Origin of the sequence: Pseudomonas fluorescens (assembly GCF_001307155.1) — a bacterium.
Taxonomy (GTDB): domain Bacteria; phylum Pseudomonadota; class Gammaproteobacteria; order Pseudomonadales; family Pseudomonadaceae; genus Aquipseudomonas; species Aquipseudomonas helvetica.
This window is the reverse complement of sequence record NZ_CP012830.1, coordinates 4,304,496-4,328,186: the sequence shown is the minus strand read 5'-3', so window position 1 is coordinate 4,328,186 and position 23,691 is coordinate 4,304,496. Positions and strand designations below refer to the sequence as shown.

General features: G+C 63.2%; 17 protein-coding genes. 2 read left to right on the top strand and 15 right to left on the bottom strand.

Annotated features, from left to right (window positions below; genetic code table 11):
- Window positions 1–5: 5 nt before the first annotated feature.
- The 10 genes from AO353_RS19710 to AO353_RS19665 form a co-directional block, all read right to left on the bottom strand.
- Entirely contained in the window at window positions 6–2,072 is a 2,067-nt protein-coding gene (locus AO353_RS19710; protein ID WP_054596462.1) for a hypothetical protein, read from the bottom strand.
- Window positions 2,069–3,196: a VWA domain-containing protein gene (locus AO353_RS19705; protein WP_054596461.1), complete on the bottom strand. Its 1,128-nt coding sequence runs from the start codon at window positions 3,194–3,196 to the stop codon at window positions 2,069–2,071. The genes AO353_RS19710 and AO353_RS19705 overlap by 4 nt, the downstream gene beginning before the upstream one ends.
- Complete coding sequence (locus tag AO353_RS19700; protein ID WP_054596460.1) at window positions 3,193–5,649, bottom strand: DUF5682 family protein; 2,457 nt, start codon at window positions 5,647–5,649, stop codon at window positions 3,193–3,195. Before AO353_RS19700 ends, AO353_RS19705 begins: the two co-directional genes overlap by 4 nt.
- Window positions 5,633–6,733: an ATP-binding protein gene (locus tag AO353_RS19695; protein WP_054596459.1), complete on the bottom strand. Its 1,101-nt coding sequence runs from the start codon at window positions 6,731–6,733 to the stop codon at window positions 5,633–5,635. The genes AO353_RS19700 and AO353_RS19695 overlap by 17 nt, the downstream gene beginning before the upstream one ends.
- A 33-nt stretch (window positions 6,734–6,766) precedes the next feature.
- Window positions 6,767–10,450, bottom strand: coding sequence for a DUF4132 domain-containing protein (locus tag AO353_RS19690; protein ID WP_054596458.1), 3,684 nt, complete (start codon window positions 10,448–10,450; stop codon window positions 6,767–6,769).
- Between the two features lie 107 nt (window positions 10,451–10,557).
- Window positions 10,558–10,998 (bottom strand): carboxymuconolactone decarboxylase family protein, encoded by a 441-nt coding sequence (locus tag AO353_RS19685; RefSeq protein WP_054596457.1) that lies wholly within the window; start codon window positions 10,996–10,998, stop codon window positions 10,558–10,560.
- 287 nt (window positions 10,999–11,285) lie between these two features.
- On the bottom strand, window positions 11,286–12,722 hold the full coding sequence (locus tag AO353_RS19680; protein ID WP_054596456.1) for a mechanosensitive ion channel family protein: 1,437 nt from the start codon (window positions 12,720–12,722) through the stop codon (window positions 11,286–11,288).
- A 256-nt stretch (window positions 12,723–12,978) separates the two neighbouring features.
- Complete coding sequence (ycaC, locus tag AO353_RS19675; RefSeq protein WP_054596455.1) at window positions 12,979–13,605, bottom strand: isochorismate family cysteine hydrolase YcaC; 627 nt, start codon at window positions 13,603–13,605, stop codon at window positions 12,979–12,981.
- 58 nt (window positions 13,606–13,663) lie between these two features.
- Window positions 13,664–14,347: an isochorismatase family protein gene (locus AO353_RS19670; protein ID WP_054596454.1), complete on the bottom strand. Its 684-nt coding sequence runs from the start codon at window positions 14,345–14,347 to the stop codon at window positions 13,664–13,666.
- Window positions 14,348–14,442: 95 nt separating this feature from the next.
- Window positions 14,443–15,309: a pirin family protein gene (locus AO353_RS19665; RefSeq protein WP_054596453.1), complete on the bottom strand. Its 867-nt coding sequence runs from the start codon at window positions 15,307–15,309 to the stop codon at window positions 14,443–14,445.
- A 108-nt stretch (window positions 15,310–15,417) separates the two neighbouring features.
- On the opposite strand from AO353_RS19665, the gene AO353_RS19660 reads away from it, so the two are divergent.
- On the top strand, window positions 15,418–16,323 hold the full coding sequence (locus AO353_RS19660; protein ID WP_054596452.1) for a LysR family transcriptional regulator: 906 nt from the start codon (window positions 15,418–15,420) through the stop codon (window positions 16,321–16,323).
- 182 nt (window positions 16,324–16,505) lie between these two features.
- A complete protein-coding gene (gene dkgB / locus AO353_RS19655; RefSeq protein ID WP_054596451.1) occupies window positions 16,506–17,309 on the top strand; it encodes a 2,5-didehydrogluconate reductase DkgB in 804 nt (267 codons plus the stop codon).
- Between the two features lie 16 nt (window positions 17,310–17,325).
- Here the strand turns inward: dkgB and AO353_RS19650 are convergent, their stop codons facing one another.
- The 5 genes from AO353_RS19650 to AO353_RS19635 all read right to left on the bottom strand — a co-directional run bounded on the left by AO353_RS19650 (window position 17,326) and on the right by AO353_RS19635 (window position 23,508).
- Window positions 17,326–20,565 carry a transporter substrate-binding domain-containing protein gene (locus tag AO353_RS19650; protein WP_054596450.1) on the bottom strand — a complete coding sequence of 1,080 codons (3,240 nt, stop codon included), beginning with the start codon at window positions 20,563–20,565 and terminating at the stop codon, window positions 17,326–17,328.
- Window positions 20,566–21,213 (bottom strand): response regulator transcription factor, encoded by a 648-nt coding sequence (locus AO353_RS19645; protein WP_054596449.1) that lies wholly within the window; start codon window positions 21,211–21,213, stop codon window positions 20,566–20,568.
- Between the two features lie 149 nt (window positions 21,214–21,362).
- Entirely contained in the window at window positions 21,363–21,797 is a 435-nt protein-coding gene (locus AO353_RS19640) for a response regulator (RefSeq protein ID WP_054596448.1), read from the bottom strand.
- A 196-nt stretch (window positions 21,798–21,993) separates the two neighbouring features.
- Window positions 21,994–22,188, bottom strand: a complete 195-nt coding sequence (locus tag AO353_RS29950) for a hypothetical protein (RefSeq protein ID WP_371917679.1) — start codon at window positions 22,186–22,188, stop codon at window positions 21,994–21,996.
- A 147-nt stretch (window positions 22,189–22,335) separates the two neighbouring features.
- Window positions 22,336–23,508, bottom strand: a complete 1,173-nt coding sequence (locus AO353_RS19635; RefSeq protein WP_054596447.1) for an MFS transporter — start codon at window positions 23,506–23,508, stop codon at window positions 22,336–22,338.
- Window positions 23,509–23,691 lie beyond the last annotated feature (183 nt).

Here is a 23,691-nt window from a genome sequence, read left to right as displayed (position 1 = left end):
ACGCTTCAACTGGCTGGAATGTCGCCACCGGCGGCCTGCAAGTGCTGGTATTGCAGGCACAGGTAGTGGGCAATGATCAGCCGCGCCGGCACCCCGGCCTCCGGCGCCATGCGTTCAAAGGCGCTGTAGCCCGCCGCGCGCAGGGTCAGGCCGCGCTGCTGCAAGGCCTGGTCGACACCCGACGCCACTTGCGGGTCCACCCCGCGCTCGGCCTGCTGGCACAACCAGCCGGCGAACTCCGGCAGCAGGTGGCAGCTCGGCAGCAACACCTCCTGCACCGGCGAGTCCAGTGCCTCATCCACAGCCGCCAGCGGCGTCGCAGTGGCAGGTGCCAGATCGAAATGCAGCGCATCGAGCAACGGCTGGCCTGGGGCGGCATCGGCTCGAATCAGGCTCAAGGGCTCGGCAATCAGCCGACCCGCGTGTTCATAGACCCGCGCCACCAGCTGTGAACCCTCGATCCAGGGTTCGCCAGCCACTTGCTCGATCCGGCCGATGGCGTGCCGGGTGTAGGCCGAATAGCGCAATTCGACCCACAGGGTCGCGCCCTGATGGTCGTGCAGCGGCCAGACCAGGATCTGGCGTGTGCTGTCGAACTGCACCGTCCCCACGGCGGCCGGTTGCAACAACGCCCAGTCGTTCATCGGCCGCGCCGGGGTCAGCAGGCTGCGGCGCTGGGCCGAACGCGCCAGGAGCAAGGCGCTCCAATCCGCTGCCGCCGGTAGTTGCTGCCACTGCGCCGCGGTCAATGGCTCAAGCACTGCGGCCTGTACCGACTCGGCCACCGACAGGCGCCCGTCGCCATTGACCTGGGCGCCCATCAACGACAGCCGCCGGCCGCTGGCATGGCCCGGCGACAGCAGACCACTCCAGGGGCCCGGATTGCGGTAGCGCAGCAACGGGTTGAAGCCGCGTTGCAGCTCGGGCCGGGCCTCGGTGCAGGACAAAAAAACCTGCTGCGCCGGGCTCCAGAACACCAGGCTCAAACCCTGGTAACCGGACGCCGAGCGCCAGGCATTGGCGCCCAGCCCCCACAGTTCCAGGGCCGTCGACGGCGTGTACTGGCTGCGCGCCTGGCCCAGCAGGCGTGCCGGCTCTTCGCCACGTTGCGCGGCGCTGGTCAAGGCCTGGAGCAAGGCATAACAGCGGCTCAGTTCATCGAACAGGCGCTGGCCATCGGCCCCGGCCGCCCGCTCCAGCAGCAGTTGCACCTGATCCGCCAGACGCCGCAGCGACAGGGCCAGGCGCGGGTAATCGGCGCCCTGGGCCCACACCGCCAGGGTCACGTAGCGCTGCTGCATGGCCTGGGACAAATGGGCCAGGCCCACCGCCACCGACTCTTCCAGCAACTGCCGCGCGCCCTGGCGCAAACGGCTGCGCGTGGCCTCCCGAAGGGTCGGGCTCGACTCGGCATTGGCGCCGCCCAGGGGGACGGGCGCGATCAGCTCCAGCCCTTGCATGCGGCGCAGCGCCAGCACCGCTGCCACCTGGTACTTCTCCAGGGCGCCGCTGCGCTGGTCGGCGAGCATGCCGCCCAGGGGGCCGCCCATATAGCGCAGGGTCAGAGGTGGCGTGCCCAGGGTCAGGGTCAGATTGTGCTCGCCCCCCAGGTGCAGCTCCTGCTCCAGATCCAGGTCCATGACGAACTGCCAGGCCCAGCGATAACCCGGCTTGCCCCCATGCTTGAGCAACTCGGCATGGGGCAGCGTGAGCAAGCTGTTCAACAGTGCCTGACGCTGATCCGGCGCGGGTTCTGGCTCGGCTCCAGGCGCCAGCGGCGGACCCTGCTCGGCCAAAATCTCGCGCAAGCCCAGGGCACAGGCCAGGATGTGCTGGCACACGCCGCTGGCCGGGCAACTGCACTGGGCAAAGGCCGGCCCGCGCGGATCAAAGCGCAGTTGATAAGGACCGCACTCCAGCAGCAAGTGCTCCGCGCCCTCCTCCAGCAGCCGTGGCGGGTTGCTTTCCAAATCTTTATAGGCGCGGCGCAACAGGCCGCGATTGGCCAGGGCAACAAAGGCTTCGTCGTCAAAACTCAGCAGTTGCGCCAGCAGCGCCGGGCGCAGGCTCATGAGATCACCTTGAGCAGCCAGTGGGCCAGGCGCTGCGGGCTCATGGCGGCGATCTGCATGCCGTAGGCGGCAAGGTTGGTGGCCATCTGCCGGTCGTAATTGGGGTTGGCCTGGTCGTCGAGAGCGGCCAGCCCGAGCAGGGTCACCCGAGCCTCGGCCAGTTGCTTGACGGTGCGCAGCAGCTCATTGGGCGGTGCCCCTTCGTAGAAGTCACTGACCAGCACCAGCACCGTGCGCTGGGGGTTTTCCAGCAACTGGCTGCAATAGCGCAGGGCCTTGCCGATATCGGTGCCGCCCCCCAGTTGCACGCGCATCAGGGTTTCCACCGGGTCGCCTGCGTGCTCGCTGAGGTCGACCACGTCGGTGTCGAACACCACCACCTTGACCCGCAGCGCCGGCAGCCCGGCGAGAATCCCGGCCATCACCGCGCTGTGGATCACTGAGTCGGCCATGCTCCCGCTCTGGTCCACGCAAAGGATGATGTCCCACGGCAGGCGCCGGCTGTTGCGCTGGAAAAAAAACAGCTTCTCCACCACCAGCCGCTGGCGTTCGACATCGTAGTGCTTGAGGTTACGCCGCAGGGTGCCCAGGGCATCGAAATTGCGGGCCACGGCCATGGGGGAATGGCGCTGGCGGTTGAGGCGCCCGGACAGCACCTGGCGCACCTGCGGTTCCAGCCGCTTGCGAATCTCTTCCACCACCTGGCGAATGATGCGCCGCACCATCACCAGCACATCGCCCTGCAAGTGCCCGCGCAGGGCGAGCAAGGTGCGCAGCAGCTGTTGATTGGGTTCCAGGCGCTCCAGGGCCTGGGGATCGGTGACCAGCTCGGTCAGGCCGTAGCGGTCCAGGGCGTGCTGCTCGATCACCTCCACGGTGTCCACCGGGAACAGCTCGCGCACCTCACCCAGCCAGGTCACCAGGGTCAATTGGGTCGGGTCGAGGGAACCGGCGCGAGCGTCTTCGCGTAAGCCCCGGCCCTGGTATTCACGGCCGTAGAGGTATTCCAGTGCCACGTCCATGCGCGCCGCCTGGCCTTCCAGCCCGGCGCCGCCGGCGGCGTCATGCAGAGGTTTATCAGCATATTTGCCCAGCACCAGGCGCCAGCGTTCGAGGGGGGTCATGGCGTCATCCAGGGGGCGAGGCCGTCGCCTTGCAACACCAGGGCCAGGCTTTGCGACAGGCGCAGGTTGGCCTGGACCTGATCGGCATGCAGCATTGCATGGCGTAGCCGGCCCAGATCATCGGCGCCATGCAACTGGGCGACTCGGGTTGCTATACGGTCGGTTTCACGCGGGGTCATTTCGGCAAAGGCCAGGCGCAGCTCCGGCAGGCAGGCGACAAACTGCGCCTCGCCCCACTGGTTGAGCAATTGGTCCAGCACCTCTAGCAGGCTGGGGATCTGCCAGGCGCTCTCGCGGGCGGTGGACAGCAAGCCGCGCAGGTAGGCCACGGCTTCCTGGGGTTGACGCAGGCCATGCAGGTGCCCGGCCAGTTCAGTGGCCAGTTGTGCTTCGGACAAGCGCCCGGCCAGGTACAGCAAGCCGGCACAGGCACCCCGCAACAGCAGGTTGGGCTGCTGGTGCAACTGGCTGACCAGGGCCCAGTACAACGCCTGATCCAGCTCCGCACCCGCGGCCCCGGCCAGCAATTCGCGCAACTGCACCAGGCAGGCCACATGGCCCGTGGCCTCGGCCTCGCTCACGCCTTGGGCGCCAAGGTAGGTGGCGCGCTGATAAGCACTACGCAGCAACCCCGGCAAGCCCGGCAGGTGCGCGGCCTGCAACGGCTCGTGGGACTCCAGCAGCAGCGACAGGCTGGCCGTGGCCGCCACCAGCGAGGCGAATACCGGGTCGGCGCCAATGGCTTCCGCCAGGCGCTGCAAAGGCGTGGCCAACTGCTCATGCAGCCCCAGCACACAGGCCTGCACCAACAGCACCGCCGCGCCCCGGGCATCGGCCACGCCGTCGCCGGCCTGTTGCTCCAGGCGCTGGGCGAAGCGATTGGCCACCGCCTGGGGCAGGGTCGCGCCATACACCGACGCTTCCACCAGCGCACCTTCGGTGCTGGCCGTCCAGGCGTACTCCCAGTGTTCCTGGAGCAGATGCAAACCGTGGCCGTTGACAAAATCCGGGCCGCCGGTGCGCCAGGCAAAGGGGATGCCCAACAACAGCAGGCCATGCAGCAACTGGCTGCTGCGCCGGTGTTCGGCGCGCCGGTACAGGTCCAGCACCACCCGGCGCGGCTGCGAGTCGTGCAGCTTCAGGCGCTGGTGCCGGGCACGGTATTCCACGTCCCTGACCAACGGCGGCGTGCCGGCCCCGGGCGGCACCCGCCCCAAGGCCTGGCCGGTGAAACAGGCGCGGGCCACTTGCCGCACCCGAACGCCGTCGGCGTCGGCATTGCCCTGGATAAAACAACTGAGGATGGCGTCGTCGACATCCACCCGGATCGGCGCATCGCGCCCGCGCAGGGTGGCCAGGCGCAGCATCTGTTCGTAGGCGGCGGTGAGGGTCGGCAAAGGCAGCGCCACGTCCTGCTCGCGGAGTTTTTCCGCGACCTCGAACAACAGCTCCAGGGCCGCTGCCTGCCGTGGCCGAGCCGGGGCCTGCGCGTTGCGTTGCGGGTGCTTGAGCTGGGCGTGCCACAGCCGCTGGTGCCAGGCCGGCGCGGTCATGCCGGCGGCGTAACCATTGAGGCGCTCCAGGCGGTCGAAGCTGTAGCGGATCAGCGCGCTGGCTTCATCGGTCAGCCCGGCGCGGCTGATGGCCGGCCGCTCGACCCCGGTCGCCAGCAAGCCCGGCAGCGCCACCGCGTGCAAGCCACCGACCACCACCAGCACCGGCCCCTCTCCCGGACGCCGGGCGGCCAGGGCCTGCTGGATATGCCAGGCCATTTCCGCCTCACGGGCCAGGGTGCCGTCGACGTGCAGCTCGTCGTGGCTGCAATCCAGGCGCGCCAGTTGGCAATAGGCCGCGACCCGGGTCAGGTGCTCGGGCCAATCGAGCCGGGTAGCCGGCACCTCGAACAGGTGCTCCCAGAGTTCTTCGTGGTCGCGGCAGCCCAGCTGGCTGGCCAGGCGTTGCAGGTGTTCGCTGCGCCGGTAATGACCCTCGTCGAGCAGCGAATCCTGGCGGAGTTCCACCTCAGGCGGCGACGCCTCCAGGGCGCATTGCTCGGCAAAGTCGAGGTCGATAAAGCGTGCGGGAATGCCCTGGGCCGCTGCGGCGCGCAGGGCCACCAGCTCCGGCGAATAGTCACAGAACGGGTAATAGGCTGCGCGCCGCGAATCCGCCGCCGCGCCGCCCACGGCGTAGGTGTAGATCGCCAGGGGCATCTGCGCTTCGGGGTGTACCAGCAGCGGCAGCAACGGGTCGAAGGACCGCGGCCCTTCCACCAGCACCACGCTCGGCGGATGGCTGGCGAACAGTTGCTGCAATTGCCAGGCGCAACCGGGGCTGTGGTGGCGCACGGCAAACACAATCAACTCATCGCTGGCCAGGCTCTGGCCCAGGGCGCGCAGGCTGGCGCTGTCTAGCCCGGTGCCGGCCAGGGACGCATCAGCGATCAAGCTCACGTCGCGCCTCGAGCACCCGCTGCCATTGCGGTTGGCGCTGGGCCCGCTGGCGCACCACCACGTCGAAATAGTGACGCAGCTTGCCGCCGTCCTCGGGGTTGTCCTTGAGCACGGTGCCGATCAGTTGCCGGGCAATATGCTCGCCGCCGACCACGCCGTTGCCGAAGTAGTGGGCATCCAGGCTGGCGGCGTACCCCACTGCCACCGCTTCGGCGGCCGACATCACCGCGCTGGGTTTCTCCAGCACCGTGCCTTCGGCGGTGGCACCATGGCGCAGGTCGTTGAACGCGGTCACCAGCAGTTCGAGCACGTCAGGGCTGAAGTCGACCTTGACCTGGGCCTGTTGCAACAAGGCTTCGGTCTGCTCGCGCACCAGCTGGGTTTCAAGGCGCCGGTCGCTGATGGGGCGCACGGTTTCGAAGTTGAAGCGGCGCTTGAGGGCGCTGGACATTTCATGCACGCCCCGGTCACGCAGGTTGGCGGTGGCCAGGATATTGAACCCCGGCGCGGCAAACACCGTGGCCTCCTCGTCCTTGAGTTCGGGCACGTGCAGCACTTTGTCCGAGAGCAGGCTGATCAGGCTGTCCTGGATCTCGGGCTGCATGCGGGTGATTTCTTCGATCCGGCACAGGCTGCCGCTGCGCATCGCCTCATACATCGGGCCGCGCACCAGGGCGCGCTGGGTCGGACCTTCGGCCAGCAGCAAGGCGTAGTTCCACGAATAACGGATCTGTTCCTCGGTGGTCCCGGCCGTGCCCTGCACCGTGCACAACGACTGGCCGCTGATCGCCGCCGCCAGCAGCTCGGAGAGCATCGACTTGGCGGTCCCCGGCTCGCCCACCAGCATCAACCCACGGTTGCTCATCAGGGTCACGATACAGCGGTCGATCAGGGCATCGTCGCCATAGAACTTGCGCCGCACCTGCAACGGCCCGTCGCCGAGGATAAACCCGCGCACCGCGCGCGGTGACAGGCGCCAGCCGATGGGGCGCGGGCCGCTGTCGTGCTGTTGCAGGCGCGCCAGTTCAGCGGCGTGGGCCTGTTCGGCCGGGGCCTTGAGCATTGCGCCAGGCGCAGGGGTCATGGGCGTGGTCCTTTACGGTGGCGTGCCAGGCTTTCAGTATTCACTTTTCTTTTCCCAGTCCGGGTCGAACCCTGTGCCCTGGGCGGCGATCGAGCGCAGGTCGTGGTAGCACTCCGAGAGCAGAATCGTCGGCACCTCGGCCAGGGGCATGCTGTAGCGGCCGCGGTAGAACGTCAGGTCGACCAGGGCCACGGTGCGGTTGCTCTCCGGCAGCGGGTTGCCGGTAAAGCGGATATCGGCCGACAGCCCGAGGCTGACAAAGGACTTTTCATAGGTGTAGAACCAGCCGGCATCCTCGGTCGCGCCCCGGGTATAGCCGAGCTTCAGCGCGTGACCGCGCAGGGCGAAGGCTTCCAGCAGGTGGCCCTTGAAGTCTTCGATGGAATGGGCGTCGCCCTGCCCTTCGGGCAACTGATAGACGCCCTTGCCCAACTGCTGGAACAGCGGCGTCACTTCGTAGTCCGCCAGGTGCTGCTGCCACTGGAGCAGTTCCTCGGCGCCCAGCAGCGAGTCATGAGCCAGGCGCACCTGGGCGTCGTCGGCCAGGGTCAGCGGGTTGTCCTCGCAATCGGTCAGGCTGCCATCGTCCAGCGGGCGGAAGCTGGCCAGTACCCGGTCCCCCTCGACCTGCACCCAGACCAGGCGCTGCAACAGCCGGCGCATGATCGGGTGCTGGTTGAGGTAACGCTGCCAGTCGGCGTACGGCCACTCGCGGCCGGTGCACAGGGCTTCGTAGAGGCGCTCGGTCTGCTGCTTGACGATGCTGGCCAGGGACTTCTTGGCACTGGCGAACTGCTTCTTCGCCTCCTTGGCTTCGTCGGCGTCGTCGTCCTGGCGCGGGTCGGGCAAGGCGGCGATTTTCTTGCCGTCGGGGTTGTACAGCTCGATCTTGAAGTCAGCCAGCAAGCGCGCGCTGAACAGCCGTTCGCCGTAACTCAGCTCCAGCAGGCCGTGCTCGTCGAAGCCGGCCGAAGGCAAGGTGCGGTCCGCCAGCTGGGCCAGGGTCCAGTGGTTGCGTTCGGCCAGGGCCCGGGCTTGCAGGATGGCTTCTTCCTGAAAGCCTGCGGTGCGGAAGCGACTGGCAATGGACAGCAACAACTGGGTCGCGGACGGGTGCTCGATCCAGGCCAGCATGGCGATCAGCGCCTTGCCCTGGGACGCGCGGGTGCCATAGAACTCCTTGAGGTAACGCCCGGCCGGCGCCGCTGCATCGGCCCCGGCGCAGGCCGCCGCCACCGCCAGCAAGCCTTTGCTGGCCGCCGCCGAGCCTTGGGGCTGGCGCATGAAACGCGGCAGGAAGCTCGCACTCAGCTCGTCCAGGCTCTTGCCCAGGTGCGGGCTGTCCTTGTAGTCGTCCGGGTAGCGCTGGATGAAAAACAGGGTGCTCGTGGCATGCCGCTCGGCCAACTGCTGGGCCTGCTCCAGCGGGATCGGCCGGGTGTCTTCGGCCAGCCAGGTGTCCAGCACGAACTGGCCGAAACGCTCGCGGCCGCGGGCTTCGAACATCCCGCAGAAGCGCCGCAGCAACGCCCCCGGCTGCGCCGACTTGAGCTTGACCGCCTGGGCCAGCAGCCCCTGGGCCGCCGGGGCCGGAACCGGCTCCTGAGTATCGGCCCAGCGCAATTCGGGCAAGGCGTCCCAGGGGAACCATGCCAGGTCCTTGGGCGCGCCCTTGGCCATGGCCTTGCTGGTGTCGATGACCCATTGCTCGCGGTCCAGGTACTGCTCCACCGGCTGGCCCATTTGCTCCAGAGCTTCGATCATGGCGGTGCGCACGCCGTCGTTCTTGTCCTTTTTCAGGGCCTGTTCCAGGGCCGGGATCGCCGGCTGGTGGCCCAGGTTGCCGAGCCATTTGGTGGCCAGCAGCCGGACCTCGGACTTGCCCGAGCCGAGGGCGGCAATCAGGTGCGCCTCCTTGCCCGGCAGCTGTTCCAGGGCGCGCTGGGCCTGGGCCCGCTCACCCTGGTTGGAGCCCAGGGCGATCTCGAACAGGCGGTTGATCAACGATGCGGGCGGCGGTGCCATCTTGACCACCGCGGCATACAACGCGTCGGTGCGATACACCTCCAGGGCCGCCAGCGCCTGCTCCAGCCAGCCCTGGTGCAGGGCAAAATACGGCGCCACCGCGTCGGCATCCCAATCCTCGGCGAACCCGCCATTGAAGCAATCCTGCAGCAGGCTGTCGCCGTTGCGGCCACGGTCCTCGAGCATCTGTGCCAGGGCCATCAGGCTCAGCGAGTCGTCCTGTTGATAGGCTTGCTCCAACGCGCGACAGCTGATGTTGCTCAGGCAGCCCTCGCCACTGCCCAGGGCGTTGCAGAAATCCAGGACCTTGAACGCCATCACCCCCGTCAACTCCTCGCTGTCGGCGAAGGCCTGCATCGCCGAGCGGGAAAAGTACTCGCTATGGTCTTGCGGCAGATCACGGGACGCCGGCGGCACCACCTCGGTCGAGGCCAAAAACGCCTTGAGCTGGTTCAGGGCTGCGACGCTGTAGTTGGGCCACAGCTCCGGCTTGCCGGCGGTTTTTTTCTCCGGGTGGGTGGCGTAGTACTCGATGTTGCTCTCGTTATCCCGGTCGATCAGATGATTGAGGTCGGCCCACAGTTGGTCGACGACCTCCAGGCGTTCAGGGGTCAGCACCACCGCCCAATCAATCACCGGGCCGCTGTAGTGGACCGGCCCCTGCTCGTGGGCAGGCTCGGCGTCCCACTCAGCGAGCAGGCCGCGCACCGAGGCCGCACGGTCGGCTTCGGCCAGGGCCCGGGCCTCGGCGCGCAGGGGCGGGTCAGCCAACTGGTTGGCCAGGGCCCACAGCAGGCGCAGGGCATGGGCGCGCTGCTCGGGCTTGCCGCCCTGGATCATCAGGGTCAGGGGTTGCAGGGCGCCGCGCTGGCACTTGAGCAGCAGCGGAGCCGCCTGTTCACGCACTTCGCGATTGCCGCCACAGGCCATTTCACACAGCTCACCGGCCATGGCGGTCATGACCGGCGGATCGAGGTCGCTCATCAGGTTCAGGACCTGGTGCTTGAGGTACATGTCCCCCGCCAGCAGCAACGGCCGCAGCGCCTCGACATGGCGCAGCACCCACTGCGAATAGCCGTCCATATAGGGCACCAGGTAGATGCCGTAGCCCTGACGGTAGGCGTCATTCGAGCCGCTGAAACACGCGGTCAGCAGCGCCGAGGGCGGCAGGTGCGCCTCCAGCAGCAGGGTCTCCATCAAGGGGGCGCTGATGCGCTGGACGATGCGGGTTTCATCGGTCTGCGGGTCGCGCAACAGCTCGACGCTGTGGGTCAGGAGCAGCTCCGGCCAATGGCTGCCGTCGGCCATGGCGATGCCGAAGCGGCGTGCCGGACAGGCTTGCAGCACTCGCGCCCAGCGCAATAGCTGGGCCGGGTCGACATCGGTCAGATCGTGATACAGCTGCGGCCCGAGGCTGCCGACCCGGCACTCGTGCCCGCTCAATATGTGGAGGTAGTTGGCGACGGCGTAGCGCTGGCCCAGTTCGGCCAGGACCTGCGGCCCATCGCCCTGGCGCACATAGGTCAGGATTGCCTCGGCCAGGCCGGCGCGGCCGCCGTTATCGGGCAAGTGGTCAAGGGGTTCGAGGTAGGTCTGCAGGCGCTGCAGCCAGACATCGCCCGGCACGTTGCTCGCCGCTGCGGCCGGCGTTGCGCTGGCCCCACCCAATACCTTGCCTATCCATTTGAGCATGCGTCGTCCTGTTCGCTATCGGTCCGTTTCGGGCGCGCAGGATACAACACAATTTCCCTTGGCGGCAGGGCGGCCTGTGCAGCCGGGGCCCTGCCCGGGCCGGTTGCTTATGCCTGCGGCAGCTTGCGGAAGCCCACGGCCAGGCGGTTCCAGCTATTGATGGTGGAGATTGCCACGGTGAGGTCGACCATTTCGCTGGGGCTGAACGCGCTGGCCAGCAGCTCGTAGTCGGCGTCCGGGGCGTGGGTCTGGCTGATCAGGGTCAGCGACTCGGTCCAGGCCAGGGCGGCGCGTTCACGCGGGGTGAAGAACGGCGTTTCACGCCAGACCGACACCGCATACAGGCGGCGCTCGGTCTCGCCCCCTTTGCGCGCATCGGCGGTGTGCATGTCGACGCAGAAGGCACAGCCGTTGATTTGCGAAGCGCGCAGTTTGACCAGTTCGATCAGCGACTTTTCCAGCGGCAGTTTTGTCACCGCGCTTTCCAGCGCGATCATGGCTTTGAGGGCATCCGGCGAGGCGGTGTAGAAATCGACGCGAGATTGCATGGTCAGCTCCATAGCAAGTGGGGATGCGCTATACGGTAGCGCTGCCGGCGATTGGCATAAATAGCCAATTGTTCAGAAGTCGAGGTAGCCAATGACTGACCCGCCCGTCTTTTGGCGCGACCGTTTCTGCGGCCGGATTGGCGGTGAATCGAGCGCTGGATCACCTTGATTCATCGGATTCACCGCAGTAATAAGCAACACCGTGGAGCTCTTGCGGCGTTCCGACAAGCCCCCTCGCCACAGGTTCTCGACCGTGTCTGCGAACAACGTGAAGGCGCCGTAACGTCCTACGCCCGGCTACGCAACCACTGCAGAAAACCCTTCTTTTCCACCACTTTTGGTACTTCCTGAGTCAAGGTTTGTGCAGTGTGCAAGCGGAAATCCAGTAACGCCTGCATCGCTTCGTTGATGTCGTGGCGGGCGTCGAGACAGGGTTTGAGGTATTCCTTTTCGATCCGGTACAGGGTGCAGAAGGTCTTGGCCGAAAAGTCCGCCGGCACCGATTCATCCGAGAGAATCCCGGCCTCGCCGATCACCTCGCCCGGCCCCATGCGCCCGGCTTCGAACTTTTTGCCGCCACGGCTCAAGGCCACTGACACCACGCCCGATTCGATGATGAACAGGTGATCGCTGACCTCTCCCGCCGGCAGGATCATTTCCCCGGCACGGAAGGTGATGAGCGTCATGTTCTGGCTGAAGGTGTCTTTCTCTTCCGAACGCAAGGTCGAAAAAATACTCGAGCTTTCGAGCAGCGCCCGTGGCCGTGAAAGGCCCGGCAGTGTTGTGGTTTCTGCGGTCGACAACAGGCTCACGCCCGATGCACGCAAATGCCGGAAGGCCAGATCGAACAGCAGATTGCGCACCTCACGCTTTTGCCCCATGGACGATACAAATCCGATGATCTCGTATTCCACGCCACTGGCGCTGGAGCTTTTCAAGGAGACGCTCGGTGCCGGTTTGCTGAGCAGTGGCCGGCAACCCTGCATCGCCCGCTCCAGTGCTTCGATCACCGTGTGCGGGCGCGCATGAGGGCTCAGTTGCAGGCTGATGGTAATGCCGAAAATGTCGCTGGGCCGACTGAAGTTGATGATCTTGGCCTTGGCCGCCAACGAGTTGGGGATCACCGCCATGCTGCCCTGTGAGGTTTGCAGCCGCGTGGCCCGCCAGTCGATGTCGGTGACCCGGCCTTCGGTGCCGTCGATGGAGATCCAGTCATCCAGTTGATAGGGTTTGGTGGTGTTGAGCACGATGCCGGAAAACACATCGCTGAGGGTGCTCTGCAATGCCAGGCCGACGATGATCGCCAGGGCACCGGAAGTCGCCAGCACGCCTTTGACCGGCAAATCGAGCACATACGCCAGGGCGGCAATGATCGCGATCAGGAAAATTACCGCACCAAGCAAATCCTGCAACAGCCGGCCGGTATGCCCGACCCGTTGCATCATCACCGTGCCAAGCAATACCGTCAGGGTTCGCGCGCCAAACAGCCACCAACCGATCTGCAATCCGGTCGCGGCCAGGTGCAACGGCACGTTCTCCGGCCAAGGCGCCACGTCCATCGGGTTCATGCCTTCGTTGAACAGCACGGCGCTGAACAACGCAAAAATCACCACCCGCACGACCAACTGCCAGTGACTGACACTGACCAACCGCCACAGCAGGATGTCGAGCAAAATCAGCGCCAGGGCACAAAACAGTGGGTGATCGGTGAGCAGTGACAACATCAAGCAACTCCAGCAAGGCCAATAGCATGAAGATCGCACGAAAAACCCAGATGGAGTTATAGCTTTAAAAACTAAAACAGGGGCCTCCATTGAGGCCCCTGCTTGTACGGTTTCCCGTAGCAGCTGGCGCAGCCTGCGTTCGAGGGCGAAGCACTCGCAATCCAGACGACGCGATCATTCTGAATGACCGTGATCGCAGGTTTTACGTCTGCTGCGCAGCCGAACGCCGCCTTCGGCAGCTGCTACAGGTTAAGCATCATTTGCTATTGGTCAGCGTGTTGTAGCTGGTCATCAGGTTCCGGTAGTCCGGAATGTGGTTGGAGAACAAGGTCGCCAGCCCTTCCACGTCGTTGCGCCAGTCGCGGTGCAACTCGCACGCCAGGCCGAACCAGGTCATCAGTTGTACGCCCGAGGACGACATGCGGTCCCAGGCCGACTGGCGAGTGATTTCGTTGAAGGTGCCGGAAGCATCCGTGACCACGAACACCTCAAAACCTTCTGCCAGTGCCGACAGCGCCGGGAACGCTACGCAAACTTCAGTCACCACACCGGCGATGATCAGTTGCTTCTTGCCGGTGCCCTTAATCGCCTTGACGAAGTCTTCGTTGTCCCAGGCATTGATCTGACCTGGGCGAGCGATGTACGGCGCGTCCGGAAACAGTGCCTTGAGCTCCGGCACCAGCGGGCCGTTGGGGCCGGTTTCGAAACTGGTGGTGAGGATGGTCGGCAGCTTGAAGTATTTGGCCAGATCAGCCAGTGCCAGCACGTTGTTCTTGAACTTGTCCGGTTCGATGTCGCGTACCAGCGACAGCAGGCCAGCCTGATGATCGACCAACAGAACGGCGGCGTTGTTTTTGTCCAGGCGTTTGTAAGAGGTAGTCATTGCAGTAGTCCTCGCTTTTTATCGATGCCGAGTGGAAGTCGGCGTGGGTGTTGCTCGGTTAGCGCTGTGAATCCAGCACTTCGTGTTCATTCGCCACTTGCTGGGCCTTGAGGTAGCTCTCGATCAGCAATTGATAATGCGGCATGGTCTGGGCGTAGACGGCGGCCCACTGCTCGGCGTCCGGGCGGTTCCACGAACCTTGCAGCTCAGAGAGCGTGGCCATGATGTCGATCGGCACCACGCCGGCCTGGGCCAAACGGGCAATGGTCAGATCAGTGGCGAGTTTCGAGTGGTTGCCGGAGGCATCGACCACCGCGAAAACTTTGTAGCCTTCATGCACCGCAGCGATCGACGGGAATGCCAGGCAGACGCTGGTCAGCGTGCCGGCAATCACCAGGGTTTTCTTGCCGGTGGCTTTGACCGCCGCGTGAAACTCAGGGTTGTCCCAGGCATTGATTTCACCTTTGCGCGCCACGTATCGGGCGTGCGGTGCTTCTTGGTGAATTTCGGGAATCAACGGTCCGTTCGGCCCCTGCGGTACGGAAGCCGTGGTGATCACCGGCATCTTCAGCAGGGTTGCAGCCTTGGCCAGGGCGATGGCGTTGGCACGCAGTTGCGGGACGTCCATATCCTTGACGATCTGGAACAGTCCGCTTTGGTGGTCGATCAACAGCAATGCGCTGTCGTTCGGGTCGATGGTCGGTTTCAGGCCATTGAAGTTGGCCGCATTGATCGTGCTCATGAGCGTTTCCTCTTTTTTCAGGCAACAGCCATCCCTGGCCCGTGAACCGGCCTACGTATCCTGTGTAGAGCGGGATTTTTTTGAAGGTGTGTGCGTTAACTGCGCATCCGGCCGAACTGACCGGACTGGAAGTCGGCGAAGGCCTGATGAATCTCTTGCTCGGTGTTCATCACGAACGGCCCGTGACCGACGATTGGCTCGTCAATCGGTTCACCACTGAGCAGCAGCACCACCGCATCGTTGTTGGTTTCGAGGCTGAGCTGGTCGCCATTGCGTTCGAACAACGCCAACTGCCCTTCGCGAACCAGCTCCAGGCCATTGACCTGAACCGTACCGCGCAGCACCACCAGCGCCGTGTTGCGCCCTTCGTGCAGGTCCAGGTTCAGCAACTTGCCGGCATTCAGGCGCAGGTCCCAGACGTCGATCGGGGTGAAGGTCTTCGCCGGTCCCCGCTGGCCGTCGAACTCACCGGCAATCAAGCGCAGGCTGCCGGCCTTGTTCTGGAGGGCAATGCTTGGGATATCGCCATCGAGAATCGTCTGGTAACCGGCGTCGGCCATTTTGTCCTTGGCCGGCAGGTTGACCCATAGCTGGACCATTTCCAGGGTCCCGCCACGCTTGGCGAATGCTTCGGAGTGAAACTCTTCATGCAGAATTCCGGACGCGGCGGTCATCCATTGCACGTCGCCGGGACCGATCTTGCCGCCGCTACCGGTGGAGTCGCGGTGCTCCAGTTCGCCCTTGTAGACGATGGTCACGGTTTCAAAACCGCGGTGCGGGTGCTGGCCTACGCCACGACGCGCCGTGGTCGGGGTGAATTCAGCAGGGCCGGCATGGTCGAGCAGCAGGAACGGGCTGATGTGTTTGCCTAGGTTGTCGTAGGAAAACAGTGTACGAACCGGGAAACCGTCGCCCACCCAGTGCGCTCTTGGGCTGGTGTAGATACCGATGATGTTTTTCATGGTGCCTCCGAATGTGGGTGAGTCAGAACATGGACAAAGCTTAAATCCAGCACCTTTGATGCGATAGACTGCGAAAATCACCCTTAGCGTTCTATTTGGAGAACGACAGTGGAAGACCTGAACACCCTGTACTACTTCACCCAAGTGGTCGAACACGGAGGTTTTGCTGCTGCCGGACGTGCGCTGGACATGCCCAAGTCGAAACTCAGCCGACGGATTTCCCAACTCGAAGAACGCCTAGGCGTACGGCTGATCCATCGGACCAGCCGACATTGCTCCCTCACTGAAATTGGCCAGGCCTACTACCAGCGTTGCCTGGCCATGCGCGTGGAAGCCGAAAGCGCCGCGGAGCTGATCGAGCGCAACCGCTCCGAACCTCAGGGTCTGGTGCGCATCAGTTGTCCGACGGCGCTGCTCAATTCCTGGGTCGGGCCGATGCTGACGCGCTACATGCTCAAGTACCCGCTGGTGGAGTTGTTCATCGAGAGCACCAACCGCCGTGTGGACGTGATCCACGAAGGTTTCGACATCGCCCTGCGGGTGCGCTTTCCGCCGCTGGAAAACACCGATCTGGTGATGAAAGTGCTGGGCAACAGCACTCAAAGTCTGGTCGGTTGCCCGGTGTATATTGAGCATTTGTCATCACCGGCCTTGCCCGCCGACCTCAGTGGCCTGCCAAGCCTGCACTGGGGCGCCGCACAACGTGAATACCAGTGGGAGCTGTTCGGGCCGGATGCCGCCACGGCATTGATCCGCCATCATCCCCGACTGGTCACCGACGACTTGATCGCCCTGCGCCAGGCAGTGCTGGCCGGTGTCGGTATCGCCCACCTGCCCACCGTGGTGGTGCGCGAGGATCTCGCTGCGGGCCGGTTGGTCGAATTGGTGCCGGGCTGGGCCCCCAGGTGCGGGATCGTCCACGCCATCTTCCCTTCGCGCCGTGGCTTGCTGCCGTCGGTACGAACCCTGATCGACTTTCTGGGCGAGGAGTTCAGCCGCAGCGATATTGCGTAGGAGCACGGCTTGCCGGCGATGGCGTCCTTGAGATCGCTATCGTCGGAGCGCCGCCCGAAGCAGCTGCGCTCCTGCAGATTCGTGATTTTCAGTAAAAAGTGCTTTGCCGATTCAGCGGTTTTTCTCAAGGATGCAGACCGGGATACTCGCAGCCATTCCCGTCACAACCCCTGGAGTCACACATGTCTGTTCCCGCCTTCGGCCTCGGTACGTTTCGCCTGCAAGGCCAGGTGGTCATCGATTCGGTGAGCACCGGCCTTGAACTCGGTTACCGGGCGATCGATACCGCGCAGATCTACGACAACGAAGCCGATGTCGGCCAGGCCATCGCCGCCAGCGGCATTGCCCGCGAAGAACTGTTCATCACCAGCAAGATCTGGATCGCCAATTTTGCCAAGGACCAGCTGATCGCCAGCTTGAAAGACAGCCTGCGCAAACTGCAAACCGATTATCTGGACCTGACGCTGATCCACTGGCCGTCCCCGGAAAACCAGGTGCCGGTGCATGAATTCATGGGCGCCCTGCTGGAAGCCAAGGCGCTGGGCCTGACCCGGCAGATCGGTGTGTCGAACTTCACCGTCGACCTCATGCAGCAAGCCATCGACGCGGTCGGCGCAGACAACATCGCGACCAATCAGATCGAGCTGCACCCTTACCTGCAAAACCGCACAGTGGTCGAGTTTGCCCAGAGCCAGGGTATTCAGATCACCTCCTACATGACCCTGGCCTACGGCGAAGTCCTGAAGGACCCGGTCATCCAACAGATCGCCGAGCGGCATCAGGCAACTCCGGCACAAGTCACGCTGGCCTGGGCCATGCAGCAGGGTTACGCGGTGATTCCGTCGTCGACCCAACGGGCCAACCTCGACAGCAACCTGGCGGCCCGCGAGCTGACATTGAGCGAAGCCGATATGACGCTGATCGCAGGACTTGAGCGCGGCCAGCGCCTGACCAGCCCGAAAGGTATCGCTCCCGATTGGGATTGAGCGTAACCGCTCAGCATTATTGCTCCAGGTGCAGAGCCAAACGCTCCATGGCGAATTGCAGGGCCCGCACCGCCTGGTTCAATACGTTGTTGTCGCGCCCACCGCAGGCGACTTCCAGTTGTTCGCAACAGTGGACCACGCGCCGGGCCTTGACCATTTGCGCGCCGCCCTTGATCCGATGGGCCAGCTCCCGCAAGCCTATGCGGTCACGCTTGCGGTAAAAGCCCTGTAACCGTGCCAGATCCTTGGCATTACTGCTGGCCAGTTCAGCCAGCAGTTTATTGATCAGGCTACGGTCAGGCCCGGCCAGTTGCTCCAGGCTGCCGAGATCGATCTCGGCAGCGCTGGCCGGCAGCGTTGTGATCGGCGGTCGCGAGTTCATGCCCGGTGTCACGCCAGTCAGACGGGCACTCAGGTCCTTCAGGCCGATGGGCTTGAACAGGCAATCGTCCATCCCGGCTTCCATGCAACGGATCTTTTCTTCGGGCTGGGCATTGGCAGTGAAACCGAGAATCAGGCAAGGCATGTCCCCATTGGCCCGCTCCTCGTCACGAATTGCCATGGCCAACTCGTAACCGCTGAGGTTCGGCATGTTGCAATCGGTGATCACCACGTCGAACGTGTGTTCACGCCAGCATTCGAGCCCCTGCTCACCGTCCTGGGCATCACACACACGGTGCCCAAGACGGCTCAGTTGTTGCACCAGCAACAGGCGATTGGCCGGGTAGTCGTCAACCACCAGAATGTTCAACGAGTGCCCTCGCTCCGGTGGCACAGTCTCGACCGGCGGCGCGGCCAGCGGCTGCAATGCCAGTACATCGAGGCTGACGTCGATTTGCGTGCCCGCGCCCAGCTCGCTGCGCAATTGCAATCGCCCCCCCATCATCTCGCACAGCGAACGGCTAATGAGCAAGCCCAGCCCGGAGCCACTGCGGCCATCCTGCGGGCTATTGCTAGCCTGTACAAACCGACTGAACAATCGCTGCTGGTCGAATTCGCTGATGCCTATCCCGCTGTCCTTGATCCGCAGGCTGATCGCCAGGTACCCGTGAACGGCAGCGGGCTCTACTCGCAGCGTCAGGCTGATCTGTCCGGCGCGGGTGAACTTGATCGCGTTGCTCAGCAGGTTGGAGACGATTTGCTTGAAACGCATCGGGTCGATCAACACATCGCGGTCACTACGGGCATCCAGTTCGACCTGCCAAAGCAGGTTCTTTTGCCGTGCCAGGCCTTCAAATACTTTGCTCACCGAGCTGACCAGCGCCAACAGATTCGCGCGTTCCGGGGTCAGGGACAAATGCCCCGACTCGATCCGCGCGATGTCCAGAATATCGCCGATCAGCTCCAGCATCTGCTGCGCTGCATTCCACGCCACCTCTATCGCAAGATGGTCCGTGACGCCCTCTTCAGCTCGCAACATCGCCAGTTCGAGCATGCCAATCACAGCGTTCATTGGCGTGCGGATTTCATGGCTCATGGTTGCCAGGAAGGTGGTTTTGGCACGGTTGGCATCGTCCGCCGCGTCCCTCGCTTGCTGCACCTGTTGCAGCAATTGCTGGCGCTTGCGGATCAGGTTGCGCTGGTAGGCAATCCAGCCCAGCGCCAACAGCAGCAACAGTCCTGCGGCCAAAAACCCCTGAAGGATGGACGTGCGGTGACGCGACCAGTAGCTGTCATCCACCGGCAGCTCATTGCGCCAGCGGTTGGCCAATTCGTCCATTTCTTCCGGGGGAATGCTTAACAGGGCTTTATTGAGGATTGAGTAGAGTTCAAGGGCTCCACGGTTGGTCGCGAAGCTGATGTGTGCCGGTTCAGTGCCCACGGTGCTGGTTATAGCCAGAACGTGACGGTACTCCCGAGCAATCAGGTAGCGGGCAATGATCAATGAGCTCAATGCCGCGTCGGCTTGCCCCTTGGCGACCAGCGCCATACCTTGGGCGGGGGTTTGCACATCGACGAAGCGCACACCGGGAACGCGCGCAAGGATAAACTCACGTAGCGCATGACCGCTGTAGATCGCCAACCGCTTACCGGCCAGGTCGTCCAGTGTCGCAGGGTCCCCAGTACCGCCTGCACTGACCAGGACAAAGGGATTGATCAGATACGGTCGAGTAAAACGCAGTTCCGCCTGACGCTCGTTACTCGGGGTAATCACGGCCAGCAGGTCGATCCCGCCTTGCTTGATCTGCTCTATTTGCTGATACAACGAATGGCCGCGCACGAGCTCGAACTTCAGCCCGGTATGCAGGCTGATCCGGTCCAGTACCTGAGCGCTGAGGCCTCTGAACTCACCCTTATCGTCAAAAAATGACAACGGTGCAAAGTTGTCGATGACACCGACTCTGACCGATGGGTGGCTATCCATCCAACGTTGTTCGCGGGTACTCAATTGCAAGCGTTGCGCACCGCTGAAACGACTGCCGGCACTCCAGCGGCGCAGGACAGTCATGCGCTCCTGCACAGGAATCACCGCCAACGCGGCATCGATAATCCGCCGCAATCGAGGGTTGTCAGCACTCACTGAAAACCCGAATGCGTTGACCTCCAGGCGGGCAAATCCCGCCAGCTGCACATTGTTCAGGTAACTGTTGTTGATCAGGTAACCGGCACTGAGGGAGTCGCCCAGGTAGAGATCAGCACCGCCAAAAGCCACGGCGCCGATTGCACTCAATGTCGAGTCATACAGTTGCAAATGTGCCTTGGGATAAACCGCTTCGACCGCTTCGGGTCGCAAGTAATGGTCGAGCATCGCCACCCGCTGGCCCGCAAGGTCGGCTGTCAGCCTGACGCTGTCGCCCAAGCGGGTGACCAGGGCCGGTGCGTCTTCGGCATAGGTACGCGACATCAAAAGCTGCGGATCGGCCACTTCAAAGTCGTTGGCGGTGCCCAACAGATCGACATGACCCTGCTTCAACGCCGCAATCACCTCGGCTCGGGACCGGTAGCGTTTCACCTCGATCGGGATGTGCAGTAGCTGGCTGAGCAGGACCGCAAAATCGGCGGTGATGCCTTCCAGGTACCTGTCGCTGATGGTGACCTCGAACGGCACGTAATCCGGCGCCGAAGCGCCCAACCGCAAACTGCCCTGCTCGCGCAGCCAGCGCCAGTCGGCCTCTTCCAGTTCGACCTGATAACCGTCGACGGCCGAACGCCCTTGCAGTTTCAGCAGCTGTGGCTTTGCGGCGAAACTGTCCACTGACCAGAGTGGACTGAACAGCATCAACACAATCAACCAGTCACGCAGGCGCATATGCATTCAGATCAGCTGATTGCGTATGGCGAATTCTCTCAAGTGAACCAGGGATTTCACATTGAGCTTTGCGATCAAACGGGTTTTGTAGGTACTGATGGTCTTGTGGCTGAGGTTCATGGCTTTAGCGATTTCCTTGTTGCTAAAACCGAGCGCCAGGTATCGAAAGATGCTCAGTTCACGGTCGGAGAGTTTCCCGATCATCTGCAATTCGTTGAGTTGCAGCGGATCCCGACTCACTGAGCTGGAGTCCAGTTGAGGGAAACACATATAGCCAGACATCACCGCTTGAACGGTTTTACGCAGCTCTTGCAGGTCATTGGTTTTCGAGACAAAGCCCAAGGCCCCGGCTCTCATGCAGCGGTCGACATAGAACCTCGGCTCACAGGAGGTGAAGACCACAACCCGGGAAAGTGACTGATCGCGCTGCAGACGACTCAGCAGTTCCAACCCGCCAAGCCTGGGAATATTCAGATCCAGCACCACCAGATCAGGTGACTGGGTAAGGATCGTTTGCAGGGCCTCAACACCATTGAATGACTCCAGAATGGTCTGGAACATCTCTCTGCCATTGGAATCCTTGAGTGCCGCAAGCAGCATTTTGACGGCGGCCACAACAACCGGATGATCATCCGCGATCAGCGCTGAACTCATGGCAACTCCTGTAGAAACGCCCAAAAACCCCGGCGTGCCGCCCATGGCATTTGCCAAGGCTGACACAACGGCTGCGCAACGACTGTTGCACGAGGAACAGGGCGAAACTACCTGTCAAAGTTGACAGTTCAGACCAACGGTCGTGTGCCTCAGGCGCGCAAACCGCCCTGCTGCCGGGCGTGCCCACGCCGGGAACCGTGAGCCGGCATATCGACGCGACTCATCAGCCCTTCGAGGGTTTCCTGGTCCGGTACGCGATCCTGACTGATCCGCACGTTGTGCTGCTGGACGGCGAACAACGCGGGCAGGCCGGCTTTCTGGGCATCGTAGATCAACGTATGACAGATCTGCTGGTTGTCTTGGCAGAACGCCACCAGGTCCAGGCCGGTCCCGGTACACAAGGTTGCATTGATGATCACCAGATCAAACGGCTCACAGCCGTATTCGACAACGCTGAGCAGCTCTACAAGGGAGTGCACGGGGGCAATTCGGTAGTAACCGAGCTGATTCAGCCTGCGCTCGATTTTCATGCGATGAAAATGCTGCTCATCGGCGATCAGGATACGTAACGCTTTATTCGGCATGGTTGATTGACCCTACAATGACGGTGCGGCTGTTTACGCCCACCCTTATCAAGAGCGCCTCAGACTAAGGGCAATGCCGCGGGGGTTTCTGTAGGACATTTCTGAAAGAAACAGTTCCATCGACTTTTAATTTTTTTGCTGTCGCACCGATGACAACTTCAGCCAACGCTGCAAGTCAGTGCCACTCATCGGTCGGTCACTCGGTCGTACTCGGGCTCCAGAACGCCTGTTGAACCAAGGGTGAGAGGGAGATTCGTGCCACAAGCGCATCCAGTTCGTCTCCGTCAACCGAGGTGGTTGCCAGGGTGGCTTCGATTTCCACTTCGTCATTGCCAAAGGCGCGCACGTCATCGCTGGCCGGTAAGGGGAAAGAATGACGCCCAACACAAATTAGTCGCCGTACATGTGGGAGCGTGGCTTGCCCACGATGAACGATGACGCGTAACACCTGAAAAATCGCGGTGTTCGCTTCGCGGGCAAGCCTTGCTCCTACGGGTTTATCGCCTATCCATGGATTTGAGTCAGCTGACGCCAATGTTCATTTGAGTCGTCGATAACTCTGGATGGCCGAACCCAGCACCACCGCCCCCGCCGCAATCGACAGCCAGAACCCGCTGCGTGCGCCGAAGGCATCCACCAGCCAGCCGGAACCGGCTGCGCCGATCGCCACGCCGATGCTCAGGCCGGTGATCAGCCAGGTCAGGCCTTCCGTGAGTTTGGCGGGTGGCACGATGCGCTCCACCAACCCCATGGCGACAATCAACGTCGGTGCGAAAAACAGCCCGGCAACAAACACCGCCAGCGACAACCCGAGAATGTTCCCCGCCAGCAGCAACGGCAGCGTGGTCAGCGCCGTCGCCACTCCGCCGTACAGAAACAAACGCGGCAACGGCACGTCGGGTTTCAACGCGCCGAACGCCAACCCGGCCAGGCACGAACCGATGGCATACACCGACAGCACGATGCTCGCCGCTGCTGGCTGGCCTTGCTGCTGGGCGAAGGCCACGCTGACCACATCCACCACCCCGACGATGGTGCCCATGGCGCCCATCAACAGCATCAACAGGCGTATATCCCCTGAACCCACGACCGAACCCGGTTGATCGGCGTCATGCGGATGCACCGACGGCTCGGTGCTGCGCTGCAACACAAACGCGCTCACCCCAATCGCCAACATCAGCAACGCCACCAACGGCCCGGCCTCGGGAAACACCACCACGCACAGCCCCACCGAGAGTGGCGGTCCGACGATAAAACACACCTCATCCAGCACCGACTCCAGCGCATAGGCGGTTTGTAACTGCGGTTGACCACGATACAGCTCGGTCCAGCGCGCCCGGACCATCGCCGACATGTTCGGCATGCAACCGGCCAGCGCGGCGAACACAAACAGTGTCCAGTTCGGCGCTTGCAATCGTGTACAGAGCAACAGCAGCAACAACCCGCCACCGCCGACCAAGGCCGAAACCGGCAGCACCCGGCCCTGACCAAAACGGTCGACCATGCGCGACACCTGTGGCGCGCAAAACGCCGTGGCCAAGGCAAAGGTCGCCGCCACTGACCCGGCCAACCCGTAACCGCCCTGCAACTGCGAGAGCATGGTGATCAGGCCGATGCCAGTCATCGAGATCGGCATGCGCGCGACCATTCCCGCCAGCACAAAGGCGCGGCTGCCGGGGGCGTTGAATAGCGCTTGATAGGGATTTGCCATCCGGTTCCATCCTCTGCTGAGCCGTGCAACTTGCCACAAAGCGTCCAGGTAGTAAAAAACCACAAATAAGCCCGCCAAACATGAACTCAAGCCACCTTGCGCCAGTCACCTGATATGCCCGCCCGTCGAAAGCTGAGTGATAGGCACATCTCGTCAGCAGCACACTGTTCATCGATGGCGGCC

What these genes read in the sequence shown, in the direction of transcription:
- AO353_RS19685 (WP_054596457.1), bottom strand. Translation starts at nt 10,998, where the DNA reads ATGCAATCTCGCGTCGATTTCTACACCGCCTCGCCGGATGCCCTCAAA.
- AO353_RS19670 (WP_054596454.1), bottom strand. Translation starts at nt 14,347, where the DNA reads ATGAGCACGATCAATGCGGCCAACTTCAATGGCCTGAAACCGACCATC.
- AO353_RS19635 (WP_054596447.1), bottom strand. Translation starts at nt 23,508, where the DNA reads ATGGCAAATCCCTATCAAGCGCTATTCAACGCCCCCGGCAGCCGCGCC.
- AO353_RS19665 (WP_054596453.1), bottom strand. Translation starts at nt 15,309, where the DNA reads ATGAAAAACATCATCGGTATCTACACCAGCCCAAGAGCGCACTGGGTG.
- AO353_RS19645 (WP_054596449.1), bottom strand. Translation starts at nt 21,213, where the DNA reads ATGAGTTCAGCGCTGATCGCGGATGATCATCCGGTTGTTGTGGCCGCC.
- AO353_RS19680 (WP_054596456.1), bottom strand. Translation starts at nt 12,722, where the DNA reads ATGTTGTCACTGCTCACCGATCACCCACTGTTTTGTGCCCTGGCGCTG.
- AO353_RS19705 (WP_054596461.1), bottom strand. Translation starts at nt 3,196, where the DNA reads ATGACCCCCCTCGAACGCTGGCGCCTGGTGCTGGGCAAATATGCTGAT.
- AO353_RS19695 (WP_054596459.1), bottom strand. Translation starts at nt 6,733, where the DNA reads ATGACCCCTGCGCCTGGCGCAATGCTCAAGGCCCCGGCCGAACAGGCC.
- AO353_RS19650 (WP_054596450.1), bottom strand. Translation starts at nt 20,565, where the DNA reads ATGCATATGCGCCTGCGTGACTGGTTGATTGTGTTGATGCTGTTCAGT.
- AO353_RS19690 (WP_054596458.1), bottom strand. Translation starts at nt 10,450, where the DNA reads ATGCTCAAATGGATAGGCAAGGTATTGGGTGGGGCCAGCGCAACGCCG.
- dkgB (WP_054596451.1), top strand. Translation starts at nt 16,506, where the DNA reads ATGTCTGTTCCCGCCTTCGGCCTCGGTACGTTTCGCCTGCAAGGCCAG.
- ycaC (WP_054596455.1), bottom strand. Translation starts at nt 13,605, where the DNA reads ATGACTACCTCTTACAAACGCCTGGACAAAAACAACGCCGCCGTTCTG.
- AO353_RS19710 (WP_054596462.1), bottom strand. Translation starts at nt 2,072, where the DNA reads ATGAGCCTGCGCCCGGCGCTGCTGGCGCAACTGCTGAGTTTTGACGAC.
- AO353_RS19640 (WP_054596448.1), bottom strand. Translation starts at nt 21,797, where the DNA reads ATGCCGAATAAAGCGTTACGTATCCTGATCGCCGATGAGCAGCATTTT.